This window comes from Candidatus Palauibacter sp., assembly GCF_965208055.1.
Lineage (GTDB): Bacteria > Gemmatimonadota > Gemmatimonadetes > Palauibacterales > Palauibacteraceae > Palauibacter.
On record NZ_CBDBNY010000004.1, the window covers coordinates 94,919 to 114,962 of the forward strand.

The window sequence follows — 20,044 nt, forward strand, 5'->3', positions numbered from 1 at the left end:
CCGAGCGTCCTGCACGCAGTGGGATCGGCCATGGCGGTCAGTGGGAATCGCTTCGCGTTGAGGAGATGGCCGTTGCGATCTCCTTAAGACGCTCGACGACGGCATCGAGCACGGCCTCATACTCCCTCCCAACCGGCAAATCGATCGGGACGGCCCTGTCGTCAAAGAGTTCAGGAGGGTTCGCGTTCCGAAGTGGCTCGAGCGCAGTTCGTTGTGGGGCAAACCACAGCCACAGTGGGGTAGGCCGGGTCCGAGCCCAGCGGACGAAACTGACTCCGAACCAGGCCTGCTCATCTGCGAGCCGCAGGTATCGACCGTATCCCCATGACCGAGGCGTCACGTTGAGGCCCTTCACGTCGATAAAGCCCGACCGGACTCCGCGATTGGTTGCGTCGCCCACGAGTCGTTGAAGCCCGAGCATGCGCCGAGGGAACTCCAGTGCGAACTCCTCGGATCGCAACGGTAGGAACGCCTCGCCGTCCTCTCGCTCGCAAAGCCCGCGCAGCTGACGGAGGTCGGCTTCCGTGTGAGAGTCGGCGGCGTGAGCAACTTTGGTCGCCATCCGATCCAGAAGGCTCGTCCAGCTCGTCAACAACATGTGCGCGCCATCGTCGACCGTCGCGCTTCGAAGCCCGTCGGAATCGTCGCGGCTTGAACCCAGCGCCATCTCGGACATCGACACTTGACGGCACAATTCGGCCCACAACGAATCCAATCTCGCCAGGGGCGCCACGAAGAGGAGCGCGGACGGCTTGGCGCCCTGCTGTCGTTCAGGGCCGTTTACGGTCAGGCTCTTCAGGTATGCGACGGGCTGTGATTCGGTCAGTCCGGCCCAGAACTTCGCCTCGATCAGCAGACGTTTCTCCCCATCCCGGTCGAACCCGACCAGGTCCGGCCGCTCGCCCTCCCTGCCGGTGACTTGTGTGTCAACCTGAGCGATGTGACCGAGATCGGCGCCGCCGGAATTCAACACGTCGGCGAGAGCGCTCCGTGCTTCTTTGGATCCGGACAGAATGTGACCGAGCGCCTCAACTGCAACGTTCTCCGTCTGGACACTGAATTGCGGAGCCAGCTTCGCCAGTAGTGTCTTGCGGCTGGCAGTCATGTCGATCCCCCCTGGTTCGGTAACGGCTGGCGCCGGTCCCGCACTTATGTGTTTTTGCCTTGCCTTCGAGTCACCTATTGTAGTCAGCACCGGCCACTACGGCTGCCCAGCAGGATACGGGTGACGCGAATTGAGTCAAACGAGCCAACTCGAGCGGGTCCGCGCGGGAGAGAACCTTGACCGGGAGCCGCAAGCCGCAGGAAGATGGAATGACAATGCAGATCGGTTCGATCGCCCGTCTCGGGAGTGCCGCCTTGCTCCTGCTGTGCAGTCTCGTCGCCTGCAGCGACGGCGATTCGGGCACCCCCCTCGTCGTCCGGCGCGACAGCGCGGGCGTCCGGATCGTCGAGGCGATGCGGCCGCTCTGGGGCGATTCCAGCCTCTGGCGCATCGACCCGGATCCCGTCGTCGACCTCACGCTTTCGGGCACCGGCCCGGCCCACGAGTTCTACCGGGCCGGCAGCATGAAGCAACGCCCGGATGGCTCGCTTGCGATCGCCGACGGGAGTTCGCGGGAAGTGCGGGTTTTCTCCGAGACCGGCGAGTTCCAGGCTTCCTTCGGCGGCGAGGGAGACGGTCCCGGAGAGTTCAGACGTCTGCGGCGTATCGGGAATGCCGGCGACACCCTGCTGGCCTTCGGCGACGGACGGGTCACCGTGGTCGCTCCCGACCTGTCGGTGGTCCGGACCTTCGACGTCGATTTCTTCACGACCGATCTGCACGTCCTGAGCGGGGGCGCGATTCTGCCTGAGATGTCCAGGCCGGTGTTGCCGATGGACGGCCTCGCGGGACGGGTGCGGCGTCCGGAACCCCTCATCCTCTTCGATCTGGAAGGGACGTTGATCGACAGTATCGGCGAGGTGCGCGGACCCGAGCTCTACGTGCTTGTCCGCGACGGCTCGTACGTCGGGAGCGCCGCGCTCTGGTTTGCCGACAGATCTCACGTCGCGGCCCTGGGGCCACACATCCTGCGGGGTTCGTCCGACATGATGCAGGTGGAGGAACTGGACGCGTCCGGGAATCTCGTGCGCATCCTGCGCATTCCCGACTATCCTCTCGACCTGAGCGCCGCGAAGATCGCTACTGAGCGAAGTCACGTTCTCGATGGGTTTCCGCCCGGATCTACCTCGGTCCTAAAGACGGTGTTGGAAGCAGTTCCCGCGTCCGGCAACCGGCCCGCATTTGCAGACATCCTCGTCGATCCTTCCGGGGCGGTCTGGCTCGAACTCTACCGGGGAGAAAGCGAGCAGGACCAGCCGCAGGAATGGCTGGTGCTGCGAGCCGATGGGATCTGGCTCGGAACCGTGCGGATTCCGGACCGCTTCACCCTGTCGGATATCACCATGGACGCGGTACTCGGCGTCTGGCGGGACGAACTGGACGTAGCGCATCCGCAGGTGCTGCAGCTGACGCGCAACTGAAGCGTCCTACGGCATCATCGCGGCCACCGCGCGCATCCGCTGCGCCAGGTTCCGGACGGCGTCGATGTAGACGCGCTCCCACCCGGGCAGGTCCGCGCGGTCGTCCGTCTCGATCTCGTAGCGGAGCCCCGGCAGCATCCACGAGGCGTAGCCACTGAACGGGTCCGGCGAGACGTAGATCGAGCGGCTCCACGGTCGGCCCTGGACTCCCCGGTCGTTGGCGAACCGGAGCGCGCGGACCCCGTCGGCCCGGTCGATCATCTGTTTCGTCACGATCGCCAACTCCGAGCAGTGGATGGCGTTGACCGGCGAGAAACCCCCCACCATGCCGCCGACGGCGAAGCAGTACGCCGACGCCGGACTGCTCCGCCACGTAGAGCAGGATCTCCGCGAGTTCGTTCTCGGCGGTGCGGCCGAGCCGGTAGCCCGCCGACACTCAGCCGCGATCGTCGATTCGCTCTCTCAACCGCTGCATGGCCGCGGGCCCGTCGCTCACACGACCTTCGGCGACGTCGCGAAGGGCGGCGTCCACGAGTTGGCGGAAGTGCGCTCCGACCTTTTCCCGGAGCGCGCGCGGGACCCTGTCACTCTCGTCTTCGCTGAGCCCCTCGTACACCCACTTCTCGAGGAGTCTCCGGTGCTCCGCTTCCTCCAGAAGGCGCAAGCCGTGTCGCACGACCTCGCTCGCCGTGCGGTAGTGCCCCCGCGAGACCAACCGCTCGATGAACGCGTCCTGTTGCGGAGGAAGCGAGATGTTTCGGGTTTGCCGGATAGCCATGCTTCAAGGTCGCACGTCCGACCGTGTGTAGCGATATTTGCCACAGGTGCCAGGAATCGCTCCAAGACGTTCCCGCGGGAACGTGCCGCGTCCTACGGCATCATGCCGGCCACCGCGCGCATCCGCTGCGCCAGGTTCCGGACGGCGCCGATGTAGACGCGCTCCCACCCCGGCAGATCCGCACGGTCGTCCGTCTCGATTTCGTAGCGGAGCCCCGGCAGCATCCACGAGGCGTAGCCGCTGAACGGGTCCGGCGAGACGTAGATCGAGCGGCTCCACGGCCGGCCCTGGAGTCCGCGGTCGTTCAGCCAGGCCTTCTCCAGTCCGATCAGCGCCCGGTTCACCGCCTCGGCCTCCGCCGCGTCCACCGCCCCGGAGCGGAGCCAGCGCTCGCGCGCCGCCACCAGGGCCGCGGCGTCGTCGTCCAGCTCCCGCGTGGTCTCGACGAGCCGCGACAGATCGACCGTCAGGCCGCGCTGGGCCGCGACCGCGTACAGCGTCTCGACATGGGTGCGGGTGTCGGTCGCGTAGCGGACCACGTCGTAGGGGAGCACGTCGGCGTTGGCGAAGCGGAGCGCGAGGATCCCGTCGGCCCGGGCGATCATCGGCCCGTGGGCGAACGTGGTGTCCCCGAAGCGCTCGTACCACGCGAAGTTGTCGTAGTTGGAGTGGTAGACGCCGCCGGGGTTGCCGGACGAGAGCGAGCCCGACGGCACGCCCGCGTGGGTGTAGAAGCCGACATGGTCGGAGCCGCCGCCGAGGTTGCCGAGGCCCGGTTCCGCCGCCCCCTCGCCCGCGCGCGCCAGCCACCAGTCGTACAGCGGTTCGCCGGTGCCGGGGTATGTCACCGCCTTCGTGGCCTCGATGATCTGCCCCTTGAGCGACGGAGAGGAGGAACTCCCGAAGTTGGCGCCCGACACCGCGGCGTCGGCGTTGATGTAGGCGATCGCGTTCGCTTCCAGCGCCTCGCGGAACTCCTCGACCCACTCGGTCGACCCGATGATGCCGTACTCCTCCGCGTCCCAGTGCGCGATCATGATCGAGCGGCGCGGCCGGCACTCGTCGTCCCGCGACAGCTTGCCCAGCGCCTCGGCGAGGGTCAGCAGCATCGCGGTGCCGCCGTTCGGGTCGATGGCGCCGAAGCCCCAGGGGTCGTAGTGGGCGCCCAGGATGAACCACTCGTCCGGGAACTCGCTCCCGCGCACGGTGCCCACGACGTTGGTCGCGCGGGTGAGCTTCATGGGCTGGTTGACGCGCACCCGCACCGTGAGCTCGGGGCCGCCCGTGATGCGGTAGTCCACCTCCATCCCCGCCGCCCAGCCGGGCGGGACCTCGAGGCCGGTCATGCGGGACAGGATCTCGGTGGCGGCCTCGTAGCCGATGGGCAGGACGGGGATGTTGTGCAGCGGCACCTCGGAGGGGTCGAGGCGCTCCACCTGCCGGCCGCCGTTCCGGTCGTCGCCGGCCGCGCCGTCCACGGGCAGCGCGGGCTCGAACGGCGTGAGCGGGTCGCCCGTCCACGGGAGTGTGAGGACGGAGCCGCGCTGGATGGTCTCCCCGTTCATCATCGGGCCCTCGGGGTAGGCGCCGAGTCCCGAGAAACCGGGATCGTTGAACATGATGACGCCCGCCGCCCCGCGCTCCTCGGCGAACTTCACCTTGTAGCCGCGGAAGTTCCCTCCGTAGCGGGCGATCACGACCTTGCCGGCCAGGGACACGCCGATCGAGTCCAGCGCCAGGTAGTCCTCGCGACGGCCGTAGTTGGCGTAGACGACCTCGCCGGTGACGTCGCCCGAGCCCGAATAGGCGTTCCACCCGTTGAGCAGGTCCGCGTGGCCGGAGAAGCGGTCCTCGGGAAGTGCGGGCTCGCGGTTGGAGAGCTGCATCGCGACCGGGGTCACGATGTGCACCTCGACATCGTCGGTCAGCTCCGGCAGGTAGACGTCGTAGGGGTGGCGCGTCACCGCCAGCCCCGCCCGCTCCATCGCCCGGGCGAGGTAATCGCCGACCCGCACCTGGGCCGCCGACCCCGCCGGGTGCGGGTGCTCGGTGATCGTGCGCAGGTGCTCGCGGAACGACTCGGCGCGGGGCAGGTCCAGGAAACGGGCCTCGCAGGCGAGCTGCGTGACGGCGCGGGCCGCGGTGAAGCCGGTCAGCGCGGACTCCTGCGCGAGCTCCCGGGCGGGCTCCCGGGCGGACGCGGCGAGCTCCTGGGCGGACGCGGGCGCGGGGCCGGAGCCGGCCGGAAGCACGACGGCGAGGAGGGGAGCGATGGCGACGAGCACGGGGGCGGCAGCGCGAGCGGAGGCGAGGGACGCTGGCATCTTGCGGATCTCCTGGCTGGTCGACGGACTCGGGATGTCGGGGCGGATCCCCGCCATGATAGGGGCCATCGCGCCCGCGCGCCTCCGCAAGCGCCGGTAGCGTGCCGACTTCCGAGGGCGCCGCCGGGCTCGTTGGCGCTGGTGATCATCGTCGTTGCTTGCGGTGGGTCGACGACGGAAGTTGCCGACCGAATCGAATGGAGGAACACTTGTCGAATCGGCTCGGTGCAGGATCCACCTTCTCCGGCGCGCACGCCGCGGGTCGCCGAAGCCTTGTTGTCGTCCTGGCGTGCGCCGCCTGGATCGCGGGATGCGGTGACGGTTCCACGGATCCGCTCCCGTCCCCCCAGCCGCCCCCTCCGCCGCCCCCGGAGCCGCCGCGGGCGACGACGGTCACGATCACGCCGTCCACGGTCGCGCTGACGGCGCTGGGCGCGACGGCGCAGTTGGCGGCCGAGGTGCGCGACCAGAACGGTCAGGCGATGGCGGGCGTCACGATCACCTGGTCGAGCGGCAGCCCCGCGGTGGCGACGGTGGACGCCTCCGGGCTCGTGACGGCGGTGGCCAACGGGACGGCCACGATCTCGGCGGCGGCGGCCGGCGTCTCCGGCACCGCGACGGTGACGGTCGATGCGTCGAGCACGGATCGCGACCGGCTGAGAGACCTGTACGACGCGACCGGGGGCGACGGCTGGACCTATCGCGACAACTGGCTCACGGACGCGCCGCTCGGCGAGTGGTACGGGGTTACGGTCGACGATGAGGGAGCGGTCATCGGGCTGGTCCTCGAGCGAAACAACCTCGCCGGGCCGATCCCCGCGTCGCTCGCCGGCCTGGCCAGTCTCGAGTCGTTGCACCTCGGCGACAACGAACTCACCGGGCCCCTTCCGCCCCAACTCGGCGGCCTCGCCGCCCTGCGGGAACTGGTTCTCGTCCGAAACAGCCTCGAGGGGCCGATCCCTCCCAGCCTCGGCGGCCTGACCGCGCTCACGCGGCTCAATCTCCTTGCCGCGGGTGTGACCGGGCCCATCCCGCCGAGCCTGGGCGGCCTGGAGCACCTGGAGGAACTCTGGCTGCATGGGAATCGTCTGGCGGGTTCCATTCCTCCGGCACTCGGCGACCTCGCCAGCCTGCGACTACTCACGATCGGCGGAGCGCTTCCGAGCGATCTCGTCGGCTCCATCCCGCCCGAACTCGGCCGTCTCGCCAACCTGGAGAGGCTGTCCCTGTTCTGGACCGAGGTGACGGGCCCGATTCCGCCCGAACTCGGTGACCTTCGCAACCTTCAGCTGTTGCACCTGCACTCAAACGAACTGACGGACCCGATCCCCCCGGAGCTGGGTCGCCTGGCCGCACTTGAGGAGCTGCTGCTTTCGGGGAACAGCCTTGCGGGCGCGATCCCGTCCGAACTCGGCGACCTCGCGCGTCTCCGCTCGTTGTCCTTGGACGACAACGCGCTCACGGGTCCGATGCCGCCCGCCCTGGGTGATCTCGCCGCGCTGGAACGGTTGGATTTTTCGACCAACGATCTGACCGGAGCCGTGCCGCCGGAGTTCGGCGGGCTGACGTCCCTGCGCGAACTGCTGCTGCGCGACAACCCCGACATGGCCGGGCCTCTTCCGCCGACGATCACGCAACTCACGGCTCTCGAAGCGTTCCAGACGCACGGGACCGGCCTCTGCGCCCCCTCCGATGCCGGTTTCCGGGCCTGGCTCGAGACCGTGCCCAACCAGCGAGTCGCCGTCTGCGGCAGCCGATCCGGGAGCTTCTATCTCGTTCAGGCGGTCCAGTCGCGGGAGTTCCCGGTGGCGCTCGTCGCCGGCGAGGAAGCGCTGCTGCGCGTCTTCGTCACCGCCGGGCGCGAGAACGACGTGGACCGCCCGCCCGTCCGCGCCTCCTTCTACCTGGATGGTGCGCTCGCCGAGACAGTCGACATCCCGACCGGCGCGGGTCCCGTGCCGACCGCGGCGGACGAGTCTTCGCTGGCGAGCACGGCCAACGCCGTCGTTCGCGCGGGGTTGATCCAGCCGGGGGTGGAGGTGGTGGTCGAGATCGACCCGGATGGCACGCTCCCCGAAGATCTGGGCATTACGAAGCGGATCCCGGAGACCGGGCGGGCGCCGGTGGACGTGCGTGCGGTGCCGCTGTTCGACCTCACGCTGGTGCCGTTCCTGTGGACCGAGGATCCGGATTCGACGGTCCTGACGGCCGTTGACGGGATGGCGGACGACCCCGAGCACCACGAGTTGCTCCGGCCGACCCACGCGCTCCTGCCGGTCGTGGACCTGCGCGTGAGTGGGCACGAGCCCGTGATGAGTTCGAGCCGAGACCCTTCGGACCTGTTGAACCAGGCGGATGCGATTCGCGCGATGGAGGGCGGCGCCGGGCACTACATGGGCCTGATGTCGGGCCTTCCCGAGGAGGGTGGCCAGGGATTTGCCCACATCGCGGGCCGGGCAAGTTTCTCGGTTCCGGACTCGCGCATCATGGCGCACGAACTCGGGCACAATCTCAGTCTCCTCCATACGGCGTTCCCACCTCCCGTGGACCAGACGTACCCCCACGACGAGGGCACGATAGGGGCCTGGGGATACTCGCACGAGGATGAGGAACTGGTCCCGCCGGACTGGTACGACCTCATGTCCTATTCGTCTCCCGGCTGGATAAGCGACTATCACTACAGCAAGGCCCTCCGCTTCCGGCTGGCCGATGAGGGCGCGCCGGGTGCGCAGGGCGCGGCAACCGTGTCGGCGGTTGAGTCGCTGCTGCTCTGGGGAGGGGTGGACGCCGCCGGAGCACCGTACCTGGAGCCGGCCTTCGTCGTCGACGCCCCGGTCGCGCCGCCCCCCGCGGGCGGAGCCTACCGGATCGCGGGTGCGGACTCCGAAGGGCGTGAGCGGTTCTCGCTCCGTTTCGCCATGCCGGAGACCGCCGATGGCGAGGGCGGTGCCTCTTTCGCCTTCGTCGTGCCCGCCGATCCCGCGTGGGCCGGCGCTCTGGCGAGCATCACGCTGTCGGGCCCCGGAGGATCCGCCACGCTGGATCAGGACACGGACCGGCCGATGGCCATCCTGCGGAGCCGGGCCACGGGACAGGTCCGAGCCATGCTGCGCGACCTGCGGGACCCCACCGGGCAGATAGCCGACGCGGCGGCCGCGGTGGCTGATGCGGTGGCCAGGCTGGGGGTCGCGGGCGACGACCTGACGGTGCTGTTCAGCCGCGGAATCCCCGACGCCATCCCCCGGCGCCGCTAAAGGGGCCGGGGGTTTTTCCGAGCACGAACGGCCTTCCCGCGCTCTCTGCTTGATCCCGCGCACTCTTCTGTAGCTTCTCACCGATCTCGCAAGCTCGCTTCGCTCGTTCGATCTTCTCGTACCAATCCGGGTCGTACGACGGCTGGCGCGCGCCAGCGTCCGGCGGTGGCCCCAAAACTGAACCCGCCTCTCCTTGCATCGTTTCTACCCCTGTCCAACGGACGAGAGCGCCTCCGTCCCGAACCGCTCCGCGGCCTCGAGCACCTCCCGCACGTCGTCCCAGGTCGTGTTGTGGTTCACGATGCAGATCCGGAGCGCGAACTTGCCGGACACCTCGGCGGAGGACACGAACGCGGGGTCCTCCCAGAACAGGCGGGCGAGCACCTCGCGGTTCAGTTCGTCGAGGGCTTCCTCGGCCATCTCGCCAGCCATCTCCCCGGCCATCTCGCCGCCGGCCGGGTTCACCCGGAAGCACACGATGCTCAGCGTGGCCGGGCTCAGGCACTCGAGCACCGGGCTCGCGTCGATGTACGCCTCCGCGCGGGCCGCGCAGTCCAGCCCGTTCGCGATGCGCTCCCGGAACGCGGCCATCCCGAACGTCTGCACGGACATCCAGATCTTGAGCGCGCGGGCGGACCGGCTCATCTGCAGTCCCCGGTCCACGAGGTTCGGGTGGCCCGCGCCCCACAGGGAGTCCTGGAGGAAAGTGGGCCGGACCCCGAACGGCTCTTCGAGCGTCGACACGTCCCGCACCATGAGACAGCCGGCTTCGTAGGGCTGGAAGAACCACTTGTGGGCGTCCAGCCCGATGGAATCGGCGCGCTCGATGCCGCTCAGGAGCTTCTTCCCGCGCTCGGTCACGATGGCGAACCCGCCGTACGCGGCGTCCACGTGGAACCAGATGCCCTCCGCCGCGCAGAAATCGGCGAGTTCAGGCAGCGGATCGATGGCGCCGGTCGCGGTGGCGCCGGCGTTTGCGCACACGGCGATGGGGTTCAGTCCGGCCGCGCGGTCCTCCGCCACCATGCGCGCGAACGCGTCGACGTCGATGCGGGAACGGTCGTCGCTCGGCACGATGCGTGCGTGGTCCGGACGGATGCCCGCGATCTTCACGGCTCTGACCTGTGCGGGGTGGCTCTGGTCGCTCATGTACACGGTGGCGCGCTCCGGGTAGCCGGCGGCCTCCCGCGCCGCCACGAGCGCGTCCAGGCTCGCCGCGGACCCTCCGCTCGTGAGCAGCCCGCCCGCCGTCTCCGGCAGTCCGAGCCAGCGCCGGAACCACTCGATGACCACGCACTCGAGCTGGCTGGGTCCGCTCGCCACCAGCCAGTTGCAGGCATTGACGTTGTAGCCGGAGGCCAGGAAGTCCGCGACGATGCCGGGCCAGGTCGGAGAGGACGGAACGAAGCCGAAGCAGCGGGGATGATCGAGGCGAAGCGTGAGCGACAGGACATCGCGCACGGCCCGCTCCATGACGTCGGTCGCCGGCTGTCCGTCCTCCGGCGGATCCTGCAGGAGCCGGTCCTCGAGCGCCTCACGGAACTCCCCGTCCCAGGCGTCCTCCCCGGCCAACTCCCCATGGCGCCGCACGAGGACTTCCGCCGCCTCCCGGGCCAGGTCGAGCATGGCCTCCCGGGACATCTCGAGGCCGTCGGCCGCCGCGGAATCGGAGGTCGTGTCCGGCACCCTGTCCTGTCTCATCACCGTTGTCTTCGCTCCTCGCGGAACTTCGTCTCGTCCGGCGCCAGCCTGATCGCGTTGGCATAGGCTTCGTCCACGGCGGAGGCCGGTTCGCGAAGCCAACGGCGGACCCGGCCGAGTTCACGCCAGGCCCAGGCATGCCGGCGCGGCGTCGCCTCCATTCCCAGAAGACGCTCCAGAAGCGTGCGCGCATCTTCCAGAAGCAAGCGGTTCTCACCGGCGCGTCCCTCGCGATGCGCACTGCCGGCGAGCCACAGCTTGTTCTGGGCACTCTCCAGCAGCGCTCGAGGATCGTCGAGAATAGCGGGTCCGGCGGCGTCAAAAAGTCTGGTAGCCAGATCGGCGTCCCGGAGGCGTCTCGCGACGATCGCGGCCCCGACCGCCTCACGCGCAGAGAGCCTTGACGACTGTCCGTCCAGGAAGCGCTGCGCCCGCTCCCGCTGTCCGTCCGCGACCAGGGCCTCAAGCCATGGCACGACGACGTCAGGACGCTCGATGTCGGTGGCCAGATGCACGTTGGTTCCAACCACGGATTCGGCCCGGTCGAGGTCTCCCGACGCCACGCATTGACGCACGAACTCCTCGGCGAGAACGAGCGATCCGCGATTGGCGCGCCACGCGGTCTCAAGCTTGTCCAACGCCTCTTCGGACCGGCCGACGGCCCTCAGTTCGCCGGCCTCGCGAATCGCCGCGGCGGCGCTCCGCCACGCAGGGGCACGGAGGGTTGCCTGGAAGAAGGTGCGTTCCTCGTCGAAGTAGAACTCCGGGGGCGGCGAGCCGTTGCGTTCCATCGCCTGGTACACCTTGTCCAAGCCCGTTAGGCGCTTCTCCGCCAGTCCGATTTCCTTGAACAGCTCCCCGACGCGCGGGTTCCGTGGCGGCGCCAGTCTCGGGGTCGCACCCCGGACGAGTTCGTCGCGGCCGACTCCCGGCACGGGCCCCGGCGTGCTCCGAATGTCGATCCGGTCCGATGTGATCCGAACCAGTGTCGTGTGGGGTGAGTCCTCATCGTAACCGCGATGATAGAGCGCGTTCACGAGTACTTCACGCAGCGCCTCCTCCGGGTAGCTCGGCCGGCGTGATGCCTGGACTCCGTTCGCCGCCTTGTGGATCGCCGACCCGATGACCTCGCGCCGGAGGTAGGCCAGACACCCGCGGACCTGCTCCGCGAGACCCCCGCGGAAATCCTTTTCCTCCAGAACATCGCCGCCGGCCCCGGCGCGCAGGATGCTGGTCTCGATCCTTGCTCCGGGGAACCATCGCCCGGGCTCACGCGAAAAAAACAGGAGCCCGACGTTGCGAGGCACTTCGTGATCGTTGATGCGCCGGACGATGTCCATCTTTCGGTAGATCGTTCGCCCGTCCGGCTCCTCCACGAGCGCACTGCCGGAAGCCCGCAGGTGCTCCCGAACGAGAGTCTCGCTGAGGTCGTCGAGCGTAGCGGCCTCCGCCGCCCGGGAATCCCAGGGCACGACCGCGGACTGGTTCAGCAGTTGAGTAAGAAGCTCGTTATGCTGAGCATCTACCGTCCTCTGGTCGACTCGCACCCAGTACTTCCTGTCACCCTTTTCTCCGTCGGGAGCCTGGTGTGGCGGCGTCTCGCTCGCGGGCGCCCAGATGACCAGGATGCTCCGGCCCTCCACCTCTTCGCGGGAGATTCTGGGGACGTACCGCGGCACGATCCGGCGGCAGTTTCCGGTGATCCACCTGCCGGCAGCGTCCATTTGCTCGGGACTCAGTCCCCTCGGCGGCAGGTCGGCCCTGCCGTCCTTCTCCGCGACGCCCAAAATCACGTAGCCGCTCCCGTGCCTTCTGAGGTCGTTTGCGAACGCGCAGATGGTCTTCAATACCTGGTAGCCCGTCACCTCCCCGGCCCAGGTCGCCTTGAACTCGATGCGTTCGGACTCGACGCTCCGGGCGTGGAGCAGGTCGTCCAGGTTGATTCGGAGGTCGCTCATCGCCTCGCGGGTCGGGGGTTACCGGTGCCGATGGTCGTGGCGGTCGGGCCAGCGCGCCCGGGAAACTAACGAACCCCGGCGGAGACTGGCAGCCGTGGCGGTTTGGCCCGATCCCGTAGCCAGCCGACGCTCAGCGCTTGCTACGAACAACCGGGCCTCCTAGCCTCGGATTTCAACCGTATCTCTCCGTGACGAATGAACGAGACGCTCAGGGACGAACTGCTGGAGATGGCCCGGCTCGACGGCAAGGTGCGCGCCGAACTCGCCGCCTCGGGCGAACTCTTCGACGCCGGCTACGAGCCTCGGATGGCGCGCGTCCACGAGCGGAACGCGCGGCGCCTTCTCCGGATCATCGAGTCGGCCGGCTGGCCGGGAACGGACCTCGTCGGCCCCGACGGGGCGGAGGCCGCCTGGATGATCCTCCAGCACGCGATCGCGGAACCCGGCCTGCTCCGGCGCGCGCTGCCACTCCTCCAGGCCGCGGCGCGCGAGGGAAGGGCGTCTCCCCGGCACGCGGCGATGCTGGAGGACCGGATCCGATTCTTCGAGGGTCGGCCGCAGCGCTACGGGACGCAGTTCGATTGGGATGCCGAGGGGAAGCTGTCGCCGGGCGAGGTGGAAGACCCGCAGCGGCTGGATGAGCGGCGACTCTCCGTCGGACTCCCGCCGCTGGCCGAGCAGATGGAGGAAGCGCGCATGCGGGCGACCTCCGAGGGAGACCGGCCGCCGGCGGATCACCCGGCGTACGCGAGGGCGCGTGAGGAATGGGCCGCGGCGGTCGGATGGTGGACCGACTGAATCTGACTGAATCTGACTGAATCGGGCTGCGCGTAACGTCCCCGGCCCGGCCCGAACCAGGCCAACGCGCCGCACGCTATTCCGACGGTCGGAGCGATTCACCCAGGTCGCGGCCGAACGGCGTGAGCTTGTAAATGCGTTCGTGGCCGCGCACGCGGAGTACCATGCCGGTGCTGATCAGAGAATGGAGCGCGCGCTCCGCACGTGCCGTACGGCACGTGAGCAGCCGGCGGACGGCAGTGACGCCGAACGATTCCCCGTCGGCGAACTCGTACAGGATCCGCTTCGCGTCCTCGGTCACGGCGCGTCGGCCATGTGCACACGAAAGCACGAGCCGCAGACTTCGTCCGTCGCATGCCGCAGGAGGCGCCCCCCCTCGGGCGGTTCTCGCGGGACAAGGAACCGAGGCTCGTCGGCCGCGAACGTTCTCCGGCAGCGCCGAGACCCGTGGGGGCATCGGGGATTCCCGCAATCGCACGGATCGCGCACCGCTCGAGAAGCCCGGCGGTAAGGCGTGTCCAATCGAATGTTCGTCACTCCTTGCACCGTCAGCTTCGGCGTTACGGGCCTGCCTTCACACCGGTATCGGTTTCGCACTGATGCCGCGCCGCGCGCGTCGCGGATGGCGTGATATGGCGACCATTTCGCGATTTATCGGCTGGGACGCACGAGATTATCGTCGCTTCCGAACGCCTGCAAGGACGAACGTAACCCCGCGCGGCCCGGCCCTGCGGCGCCGCGCACGCGGTCGAACGCCTGAGCGCGGGCCCGTTGTTGCTTGTCGCGTGACAGGTCGGATATAACTTCGTGACAAGTGGGCGATACGATGAGGTCCGCCGCACCGGGGACCGCCGGGGGGCGCCAAGCTCCGCGCGACTCACGGGCGCGGACAGGCGCGGCCAGCGGACAGGAGGGAAAGAGTGACGGACGATTCCAGCGAGTTGCAGAGAGAGATCGAGGCGCTCCGGAAGCGCGTGTCCAGACTGAGCGCGGCCGTGCTGCGCACGAGTGCCAGCCTGGACCTCGACACGGTGCTGAAGGAGGTCGTCGACAGCGCGCGCGCCCTGACCGGGGCGCGCTACGGCGTGATCGCCACCGTCGACGGCGCCGGAGACATCGAGGAGTTCGTGACGTCCGGGTTCGCTCCGGCCGAAGAGGCCGAGTTGGTCGCCTGGCTGGACGGCCCGCAGCTCTTCGAGCACTTCAGGAGTCTTGCCGCGCCGATTCGCGTGGGGGACCTGCCCGCCTACGTGAGCGCGCTAGGCTTCTCGTCGGATCTGATGCCGTCCAGGACGATGTCGGGGGCGCCGCTGCGACACCGCGACATCAACGTCGGCAACTTCTTTCTCGCCGAGAAGGAGGGTGGTCGGGAGTTCACGAACGCCGACGAGGAAGTCCTGACGCTGTTCGCGGCCCAGGCGGCAACCGCGATCGCGAACGCTCGCGCGCACCGCGAGGAGCGCAGGGCACGGGCGGATCTGGAGACGCTCATCGAGACTTCGCCGGTGGGAGTCGTGGTATTCGACGGGCCCACCGGCCAGCCGGTGTCGTTCAACCGGGAGGCGAGCCGGATCGTCGACGCGCTGAACGTACCGGGGACCGCTCCGGCGCAGATCCTGGAAGCGGTCACCTGCCGCCGCGCGGACGGGCGAGAACATGCCTTGGCGGAGTTTCCGCTGGCCCAGCTCCTGGGGACCGCGGAGACCGTGCGCGCCGAGGAGATGACGCTCTCGGTCCCCGACGGCCGGAGCGTGACGACCCTGGTCAACTCGACGCCGATCCAGGCGGACGACGGCAGGGTCGTGTCCGTCGTGGTCACGCTGCAGGACCTGGAGCCGCTGGAGGAACTGGAGCGCATGCGCGCCGAGTTCCTTGGCATCGTGAGCCACGAGTTGCGAACGCCGCTGATCTCGATCAAGGGGTCCACGGCCACCGTTCTGGGCGCCTCGCCGCCGCCGGACCCGGGCGAGATGCTGCAGTTCTTCCGAGTCATCGACGACCAGGCCGACCACATGCGCGGCCTGATCGGCGAGCTGCTCGATCACGGGCGCATGGTGACGGGCACGCTGTCGGTGTCGCCGGAGCCGGCGTCAGTCGCGGCTCTCGCGGACCAGGCGCGGAGCACCTTCGTGACCGGCGCCGGCACGCATGCGCTCGACATCGACCTCCCGGAAGACCTCCCGCGCGTGCTGGTCGACCGGGCCCGCATCGTCCAGGTCCTGTGCAACCTCCTGTCCAACGCCGCGAAGTACTCTCCCGAGTCGTCGCCCATACGGATCGACGCGAAACGGGAAGGCGGGCATGTCGCGATCTCCGTGAGCGACAAGGGTCGTGGGGTGGCGCCGGACCGACTGTCGCACCTGTTTCGCAAGTACGCCGCGCCGGCCGGCACGGAGGGGGAGCGACGCGGAGCGGGAGCCGGGCTCGGCCTCACCATCTGCAAGGGCCTGGTGGAGGCGCACGGGGGCCGGATCCGGGCCGAAAGCGGCGGCGTCGGACAAGGCGCGCGATTCACTTTCACGGTGCCCGTGACCGCGGAGTCGGAAACCGCCTCCGAGGATCTCGCGGTGGCCGGCCCGCGCGCGGCTCGGCAAGGGCAGGAGACGACGCGCATCCTGGCGGTGGACGACGACCCTCAGATGCTCCGGTACCTTCGGGACGTGCTCACCGGAGCAGGCTACACTCCCGTCGTGACCGGGGACCCGGAGGAGGTACCAGACCTCGTCGCGACGCACCGGCCCGGCCTGGTCCTGCTCGACCTGCTGCTGCCCGGAACCGACGGCATCGCGTTGATGGAGCGGGTTCCGGAGCTGAGCGACGTGCCCGTCATCTTCATTTCCGCGTACGGCCGGGACGAAACGATCGTCAGGGCGCTGGATGCGGGCGCGGCCGACTACATCGTCAAGCCGTTCTCTCCCTCGGAGCTGACGGCCAGGGTGCGGGCCGCGCTCCGACGGATAGCCGGGCCCGAGCCTTTCGTCCTGGATGAACTCACGATTCGCTACGACCAGCGCCGGGTCGCCGTCGCGGGCCAGACCGTGCAGCTGACACCCACCGAGTACGAACTGCTGCGCGTGCTGTCGGTCAACGCGGGACGGGTGCTGACGCACGAGTCGTTGCTGCGCCAGGCGTGGCGCGGAGGAGATCGACGCTCGCCGGACCCGAAACTCGTGCGGGCGGTCGTGAAGCGGCTGCGGAGCAAGCTGGGGGACGACGCGGCCAACCCGGCCTATGTCCGCAACGAGCGCGGGGTCGGCTACTTCATGCCCGCCGGTTCTCCCTGACGATCCGGGCCGGGTTCGCCATCATCGGGAACGCTGCCGCGATCCTCCCATTCACGATTCGCGCTCGGGCACGGCGGAAACGCGGAGGGTCAGTATGTCCACGTCGTGGAACTGCTGGTGCCGGACCGAGGAGGCGAGGTGCCGGAGCAGCCGGAGCGAGATCTCCTGCTCCACGTCGACCGCCCGGGTCTCCGCCTCGAGCCACGCCAGGCGGTCCTGAAGGTTGAGTTCGTCGCTGCCCGCGGCGCCCACCCTGAACTCAAGCACGGCCTCGCCGTCCTCCTCGCTCGCCGTCAGGAGCAGTTCGCGTCTCCCGTCGTCTGGTGTTGCCTCCGCCTCAGCCGTCCCATCCGCCTCAGCCGTCCCATCCGCCTCAGCCGTCCCATCCGCCGCGTTCCGCAACTCGAGCAGCGTGAGCAGCGTCTCCTCGCTCGCGGCTTCGAGCCGCTCCGTGACCGCCGTCATCCCGTGCCGGGCCGAGAACGCCTGGATGAACTCCCGGATCCGGGCCAGTTCGGCCACGTCGAGCGCGACTCTGAGCCGGCTCTTCCGCCGCGTCGTCAGCGCCGTGAGCAGCAGCGCCACCAGGCCTCCCGTCGTCAGCCCGTTGCTCAGCAGACCGCCCGCGAACTCCGCGAAGTAGGCGGGAAAGATCAGGTCGAACTCGAAGGCGAGACCCGTCCAGAACGAGACGCCCGCGATCAGGCCGTTGCGGGGATTCGCGCCCATGCTCTGCACGACTTCGCGCGTCCCGACCGTGAACAGCATCGCCATGACCACGGCGATGGAGGCGGCCACGACGGCGTCGGGAATGGCGAGAATGAGGGCGAGCGCCTTGGGGAGGAAGGCGAGGACGCAGAAGGCGAGTCCGGCTGCCGCTCCGACCCTGCGCGCGGCGACGCCCGTGACTTCGATGGCCGCCACGCCGCTCCCGTTGGGCGTGTTGGGCAGCGTTCCCGCGACACCCGCGAGCAGATTTCCGGCGCCTTCCGCGGCCACGGCGCGCTGCACGGCGCGAAAATCGACCGCCCGCGACCGGCGCCACGACACGCGCTGGGCGGAGACCGCGACGGCGACCGACTTGGTCGTGCCGACGAGCGCCACGAACAGGAACGCGGGCAGCAGAGCCCAGAACGCCGGGCCGAAGCCGATGTCGAGCGCGGGCAGCCCGCCGGCCGGGACGCCGATCCACTCGGCGTCGGCCACGCGGCCGGTGTCGTAGATGCCGAAGGCCGCGCCGACCAGGGAGCCGGCGATGATGCCGACCGCCGGGGCCCAGAGGCGCAGGGTCCCTTTCGCGCGGAGCGCGATGCCCAGGATGGCGACGATCGTCACGCCGGCGCTCAGCGGTCCGGCCCGCACGGGGGCGCCCGGCGGCAACTCGTTGAGCATGTCGAACAGGATCGGCATCACCGTGACGGGCATGAGCATGACCACCGTCCCGGTAACGACGGGCGTGAGCACCCGGTGCAGCAGCGAAAGCCGCGCGGAAAACGCCGCCTGGGCGAGCGCCGAGATGACGACCAGGATGGCGAGCAGCCCCGGTCCGCCCCGAATCAGAGCCTCGGCGCAGACGGCGATGAAGATGGCCGAACTGACGTGAGGGAGGGCGTACCCCGCCCCGATCCGTCCCACTCGCAGGCCCTGGAGGATCGTGGCGACGCCGCACGCGAGCACGGAGGCGAACACCGCCCACAGCACGAGGTCCTCGGCGCCGCCCGCCCGAAACGCGATCGTCGGGATCAGCACGACCCCGTTGATGCCCATGGCGGCGAGCTGAAAGCCGAGACCCAGCGCGACCGGGCCCGGAAGCCGGTCCTCGACTTCGTAGCGAAGGTCTTCGTTGGAGCCCGGCCTCATGGGTCGGAGTCTCGTGGGTCCATCTTCCCTCCTGGTCGCGAGGTTTGCTCCAGCCGAATTTGCTCCAATAGCCGCCGCCCGGATACCCGCCGCGGATACCCGCCGGATCACTTGCTGGCCCGCGCGTCGACCGGCATAGTGAGACCGCGTATGTAGACCGGCAACGTGTACCCGCGATCCGGAGGCTGAAATGGCAGCGTACATCGTGATTCGAACGAAGGTTCAGGACCCTGAGGCGCACAGCGCTTTCGCGGAGGCCGCGACGGCGCTACTTGCACAATCCGACGGCGAATTCGTCGTCCGGGCCCGCGAGTGCGCCACACTCGAGGGCGAGGCACCCGATGTCGTTGTCGTCCAGCGCTTTCCCGACGCCGCGTCCGCTCGGGCGTTCTATGACAGCGCCGAGCATCAGCAGGCCCTGAAGGGCGCCGGCGGCGCCTTCACCCGAGAGGTCGTGATCGTCGAGGGAGTCTAAGCCCCGGGCGCGGGCCGCGGCGCGAACGCGGCCCGCACCTCCAAGGCCGATGACGAATCAGCCGATGACCGAGCATCGCAGCAGGTTGAAGGTCGCACTGAGAGTGGCCGGCCATCTTGCAGCCATAGTGCTGATCTATCTCATGTTCTCGTTCTCGCTGTTTCTCGGGCTGCAGATTAATACGGTTTACGGGAACATTGGCATGGTCCTGTCCGCCGGAGCAGCCCTGGCATACGTCCTCCGGTGCATCCGAAACCGTTAGACTATCGGAAGCGGGATTATCCCTCGTTTATTGAATCGCCGCTCCTCAAGATCGCGCCCCCGTCGCGTTCGCCGCACGTTGACGCACAACCCGTTATGCCCGACCGTTCACAGGTACGCTGCGAACACGTGTAGTCGACCGCAGCTCAAACCGGAACGGGCATGGCGAAGAAGACCGGCAAGCCGAAGCCAGGGGACGTCGAGTCCATCCTCGAGTGGGCCGAGGAGGCCATCTCCCTCAAGAGGGACGCCCGCATAGCGGCGGATGAAGCCGTGGCGTACGCGGAGCAGGCCCTCGGATTCCGCCCCCGCGAGAGGAACGCCATCCTCCTCGCGAAGGAGGCTCGTCTGGCGCTCATCGAGTGTGAGAGTCACGCGTCCCGGGCCAAGGACCGTCGGTGGGCCGTCGAGTCGCTGGCGCCGCCGCACCGGCGGGAGGGCGCGGAGAAGGTGGTCGAATCCGTGGGACGGGCGGCCCGCGAGGCCCGGGAGCACGCCAGGCGGGCCAGGGAGGCCGTCACCCGGGCGCGCCGCCGCCGGTAGCCCCTCAAAAACCCCCGACTGTGACGACGACATGCCCCGTCTCACGATCAGCTTGAGTCATACCGGATTTCCGGCTCTGGCCGATGGCGCAGCGTCAGGTACTCCTCCATCGTTCCATGCCCAGCCTGTACCGCTCGTATTATCCCCGCGCCCCACTCAACCAACTCCATCGTGGACGTGCAAAAACTTGCGCCTGCGGCGTTGCGCCCTCGAAGCCCGGCGCTTCGGACGGCACGTCATACTTCGCGGGCAACTCATCCTTCGTCGGCGCGGGCTCGCGGA

At 68.9% G+C, this 20,044-nt stretch carries 14 protein-coding genes; 6 read left to right on the forward strand and 8 right to left on the reverse strand.

From position 1 onward, the window contains the following. Nucleotides 1-37: 37 nt before the first annotated feature. The gene (locus tag ACOGXI_RS00770; RefSeq protein WP_419937000.1) at nt 38-1,105 is read right to left on the reverse strand and encodes a hypothetical protein; all 1,068 of its coding nucleotides are present in this window, start codon (nt 1,103-1,105) and stop codon (nt 38-40) included. A gap of 209 nt (nt 1,106-1,314) precedes the next feature. On the opposite strand from ACOGXI_RS00770, the gene ACOGXI_RS00775 reads away from it, so the two are divergent. Then, nucleotides 1,315-2,526, forward strand: a complete 1,212-nt coding sequence (locus tag ACOGXI_RS00775; protein ID WP_419937001.1) for a hypothetical protein — start codon at nt 1,315-1,317, stop codon at nt 2,524-2,526. Between the two features lie 6 nt (nt 2,527-2,532). On the opposite strand, the gene ACOGXI_RS00780 is transcribed toward ACOGXI_RS00775, so the two are convergent. The 3 genes from ACOGXI_RS00780 to ACOGXI_RS00790 form a co-directional block, all read right to left on the reverse strand. Then, nucleotides 2,533-2,799 carry a hypothetical protein gene (locus ACOGXI_RS00780; protein ID WP_419937002.1) on the reverse strand — a complete coding sequence of 89 codons (267 nt, stop codon included), beginning with the start codon at nt 2,797-2,799 and terminating at the stop codon, nt 2,533-2,535. A 163-nt stretch (nt 2,800-2,962) separates the two neighbouring features. Next, nucleotides 2,963-3,304, reverse strand: a complete 342-nt coding sequence (locus tag ACOGXI_RS00785) for a type II toxin-antitoxin system ParD family antitoxin (protein WP_419937003.1) — start codon at nt 3,302-3,304, stop codon at nt 2,963-2,965. Between the two features lie 92 nt (nt 3,305-3,396). Next, a complete protein-coding gene (locus tag ACOGXI_RS00790) occupies nt 3,397-5,628 on the reverse strand; it encodes a M28 family peptidase (RefSeq protein WP_419937004.1) in 2,232 nt (743 codons plus the stop codon). Between the two features lie 209 nt (nt 5,629-5,837). Between ACOGXI_RS00790 and ACOGXI_RS00795 the strand changes: the two genes are divergently transcribed. Then, nucleotides 5,838-8,882 (forward strand): Ig-like domain-containing protein, encoded by a 3,045-nt coding sequence (locus tag ACOGXI_RS00795; protein WP_419937005.1) that lies wholly within the window; start codon nt 5,838-5,840, stop codon nt 8,880-8,882. A gap of 204 nt (nt 8,883-9,086) precedes the next feature. Here the strand turns inward: ACOGXI_RS00795 and ACOGXI_RS00800 are convergent, their stop codons facing one another. Next, nucleotides 9,087-10,583, reverse strand: a complete 1,497-nt coding sequence (locus ACOGXI_RS00800; protein WP_419937006.1) for a pyridoxal phosphate-dependent decarboxylase family protein — start codon at nt 10,581-10,583, stop codon at nt 9,087-9,089. Next, nucleotides 10,583-12,541: an RNA-binding domain-containing protein gene (locus tag ACOGXI_RS00805; RefSeq protein WP_419937007.1), complete on the reverse strand. Its 1,959-nt coding sequence runs from the start codon at nt 12,539-12,541 to the stop codon at nt 10,583-10,585. The genes ACOGXI_RS00800 and ACOGXI_RS00805 overlap by 1 nt, the downstream gene beginning before the upstream one ends. Nucleotides 12,542-12,736: 195 nt before the next feature. On the opposite strand from ACOGXI_RS00805, the gene ACOGXI_RS00810 reads away from it, so the two are divergent. Further along, nucleotides 12,737-13,339, forward strand: coding sequence for a DUF6624 domain-containing protein (locus ACOGXI_RS00810; protein ID WP_419937008.1), 603 nt, complete (start codon nt 12,737-12,739; stop codon nt 13,337-13,339). A gap of 76 nt (nt 13,340-13,415) precedes the next feature. Here ACOGXI_RS00810 and ACOGXI_RS00815 read toward each other — a convergent pair whose 3' ends face one another. Next, entirely contained in the window at nt 13,416-13,640 is a 225-nt protein-coding gene (locus tag ACOGXI_RS00815; RefSeq protein ID WP_419937009.1) for a hypothetical protein, read from the reverse strand. Between the two features lie 619 nt (nt 13,641-14,259). Here ACOGXI_RS00815 and ACOGXI_RS00820 point away from each other — a divergent pair. Then, nucleotides 14,260-16,623 (forward strand): ATP-binding protein, encoded by a 2,364-nt coding sequence (locus ACOGXI_RS00820; protein WP_419937010.1) that lies wholly within the window; start codon nt 14,260-14,262, stop codon nt 16,621-16,623. A gap of 51 nt (nt 16,624-16,674) precedes the next feature. Here the strand turns inward: ACOGXI_RS00820 and ACOGXI_RS00825 are convergent, their stop codons facing one another. Then, complete coding sequence (locus ACOGXI_RS00825) at nt 16,675-18,483, reverse strand: solute carrier family 23 protein (RefSeq protein WP_419937011.1); 1,809 nt, start codon at nt 18,481-18,483, stop codon at nt 16,675-16,677. 190 nt (nt 18,484-18,673) lie between these two features. Between ACOGXI_RS00825 and ACOGXI_RS00830 the strand changes: the two genes are divergently transcribed. Both ACOGXI_RS00830 and ACOGXI_RS00835 read left to right on the forward strand, forming a co-directional pair. Then, the gene (locus ACOGXI_RS00830; RefSeq protein ID WP_419937012.1) at nt 18,674-18,958 is read left to right on the forward strand and encodes a DUF1330 domain-containing protein; all 285 of its coding nucleotides are present in this window, start codon (nt 18,674-18,676) and stop codon (nt 18,956-18,958) included. A gap of 423 nt (nt 18,959-19,381) precedes the next feature. After that, nucleotides 19,382-19,762, forward strand: a complete 381-nt coding sequence (locus ACOGXI_RS00835; RefSeq protein ID WP_419937013.1) for a hypothetical protein — start codon at nt 19,382-19,384, stop codon at nt 19,760-19,762. Nucleotides 19,763-20,044 lie beyond the last annotated feature (282 nt).

Coding starts and splice junctions, on each gene's coding strand:
- ACOGXI_RS00835 (WP_419937013.1), top strand. CDS start 19,382: ATGGCGAAGAAGACCGGCAAGCCGAAGCCAGGGGACGTCGAGTCCATC.
- ACOGXI_RS00825 (WP_419937011.1), bottom strand. CDS start 18,483: ATGAGGCCGGGCTCCAACGAAGACCTTCGCTACGAAGTCGAGGACCGG.
- ACOGXI_RS00790 (WP_419937004.1), bottom strand. CDS start 5,628: ATGCCAGCGTCCCTCGCCTCCGCTCGCGCTGCCGCCCCCGTGCTCGTC.
- ACOGXI_RS00770 (WP_419937000.1), bottom strand. CDS start 1,105: ATGACTGCCAGCCGCAAGACACTACTGGCGAAGCTGGCTCCGCAATTC.
- ACOGXI_RS00805 (WP_419937007.1), bottom strand. CDS start 12,541: ATGAGCGACCTCCGAATCAACCTGGACGACCTGCTCCACGCCCGGAGC.
- ACOGXI_RS00785 (WP_419937003.1), bottom strand. CDS start 3,304: ATGGCTATCCGGCAAACCCGAAACATCTCGCTTCCTCCGCAACAGGAC.
- ACOGXI_RS00830 (WP_419937012.1), top strand. CDS start 18,674: ATGGCAGCGTACATCGTGATTCGAACGAAGGTTCAGGACCCTGAGGCG.
- ACOGXI_RS00810 (WP_419937008.1), top strand. CDS start 12,737: ATGAACGAGACGCTCAGGGACGAACTGCTGGAGATGGCCCGGCTCGAC.
- ACOGXI_RS00800 (WP_419937006.1), bottom strand. CDS start 10,583: ATGAGACAGGACAGGGTGCCGGACACGACCTCCGATTCCGCGGCGGCC.
- ACOGXI_RS00775 (WP_419937001.1), top strand. CDS start 1,315: ATGACAATGCAGATCGGTTCGATCGCCCGTCTCGGGAGTGCCGCCTTG.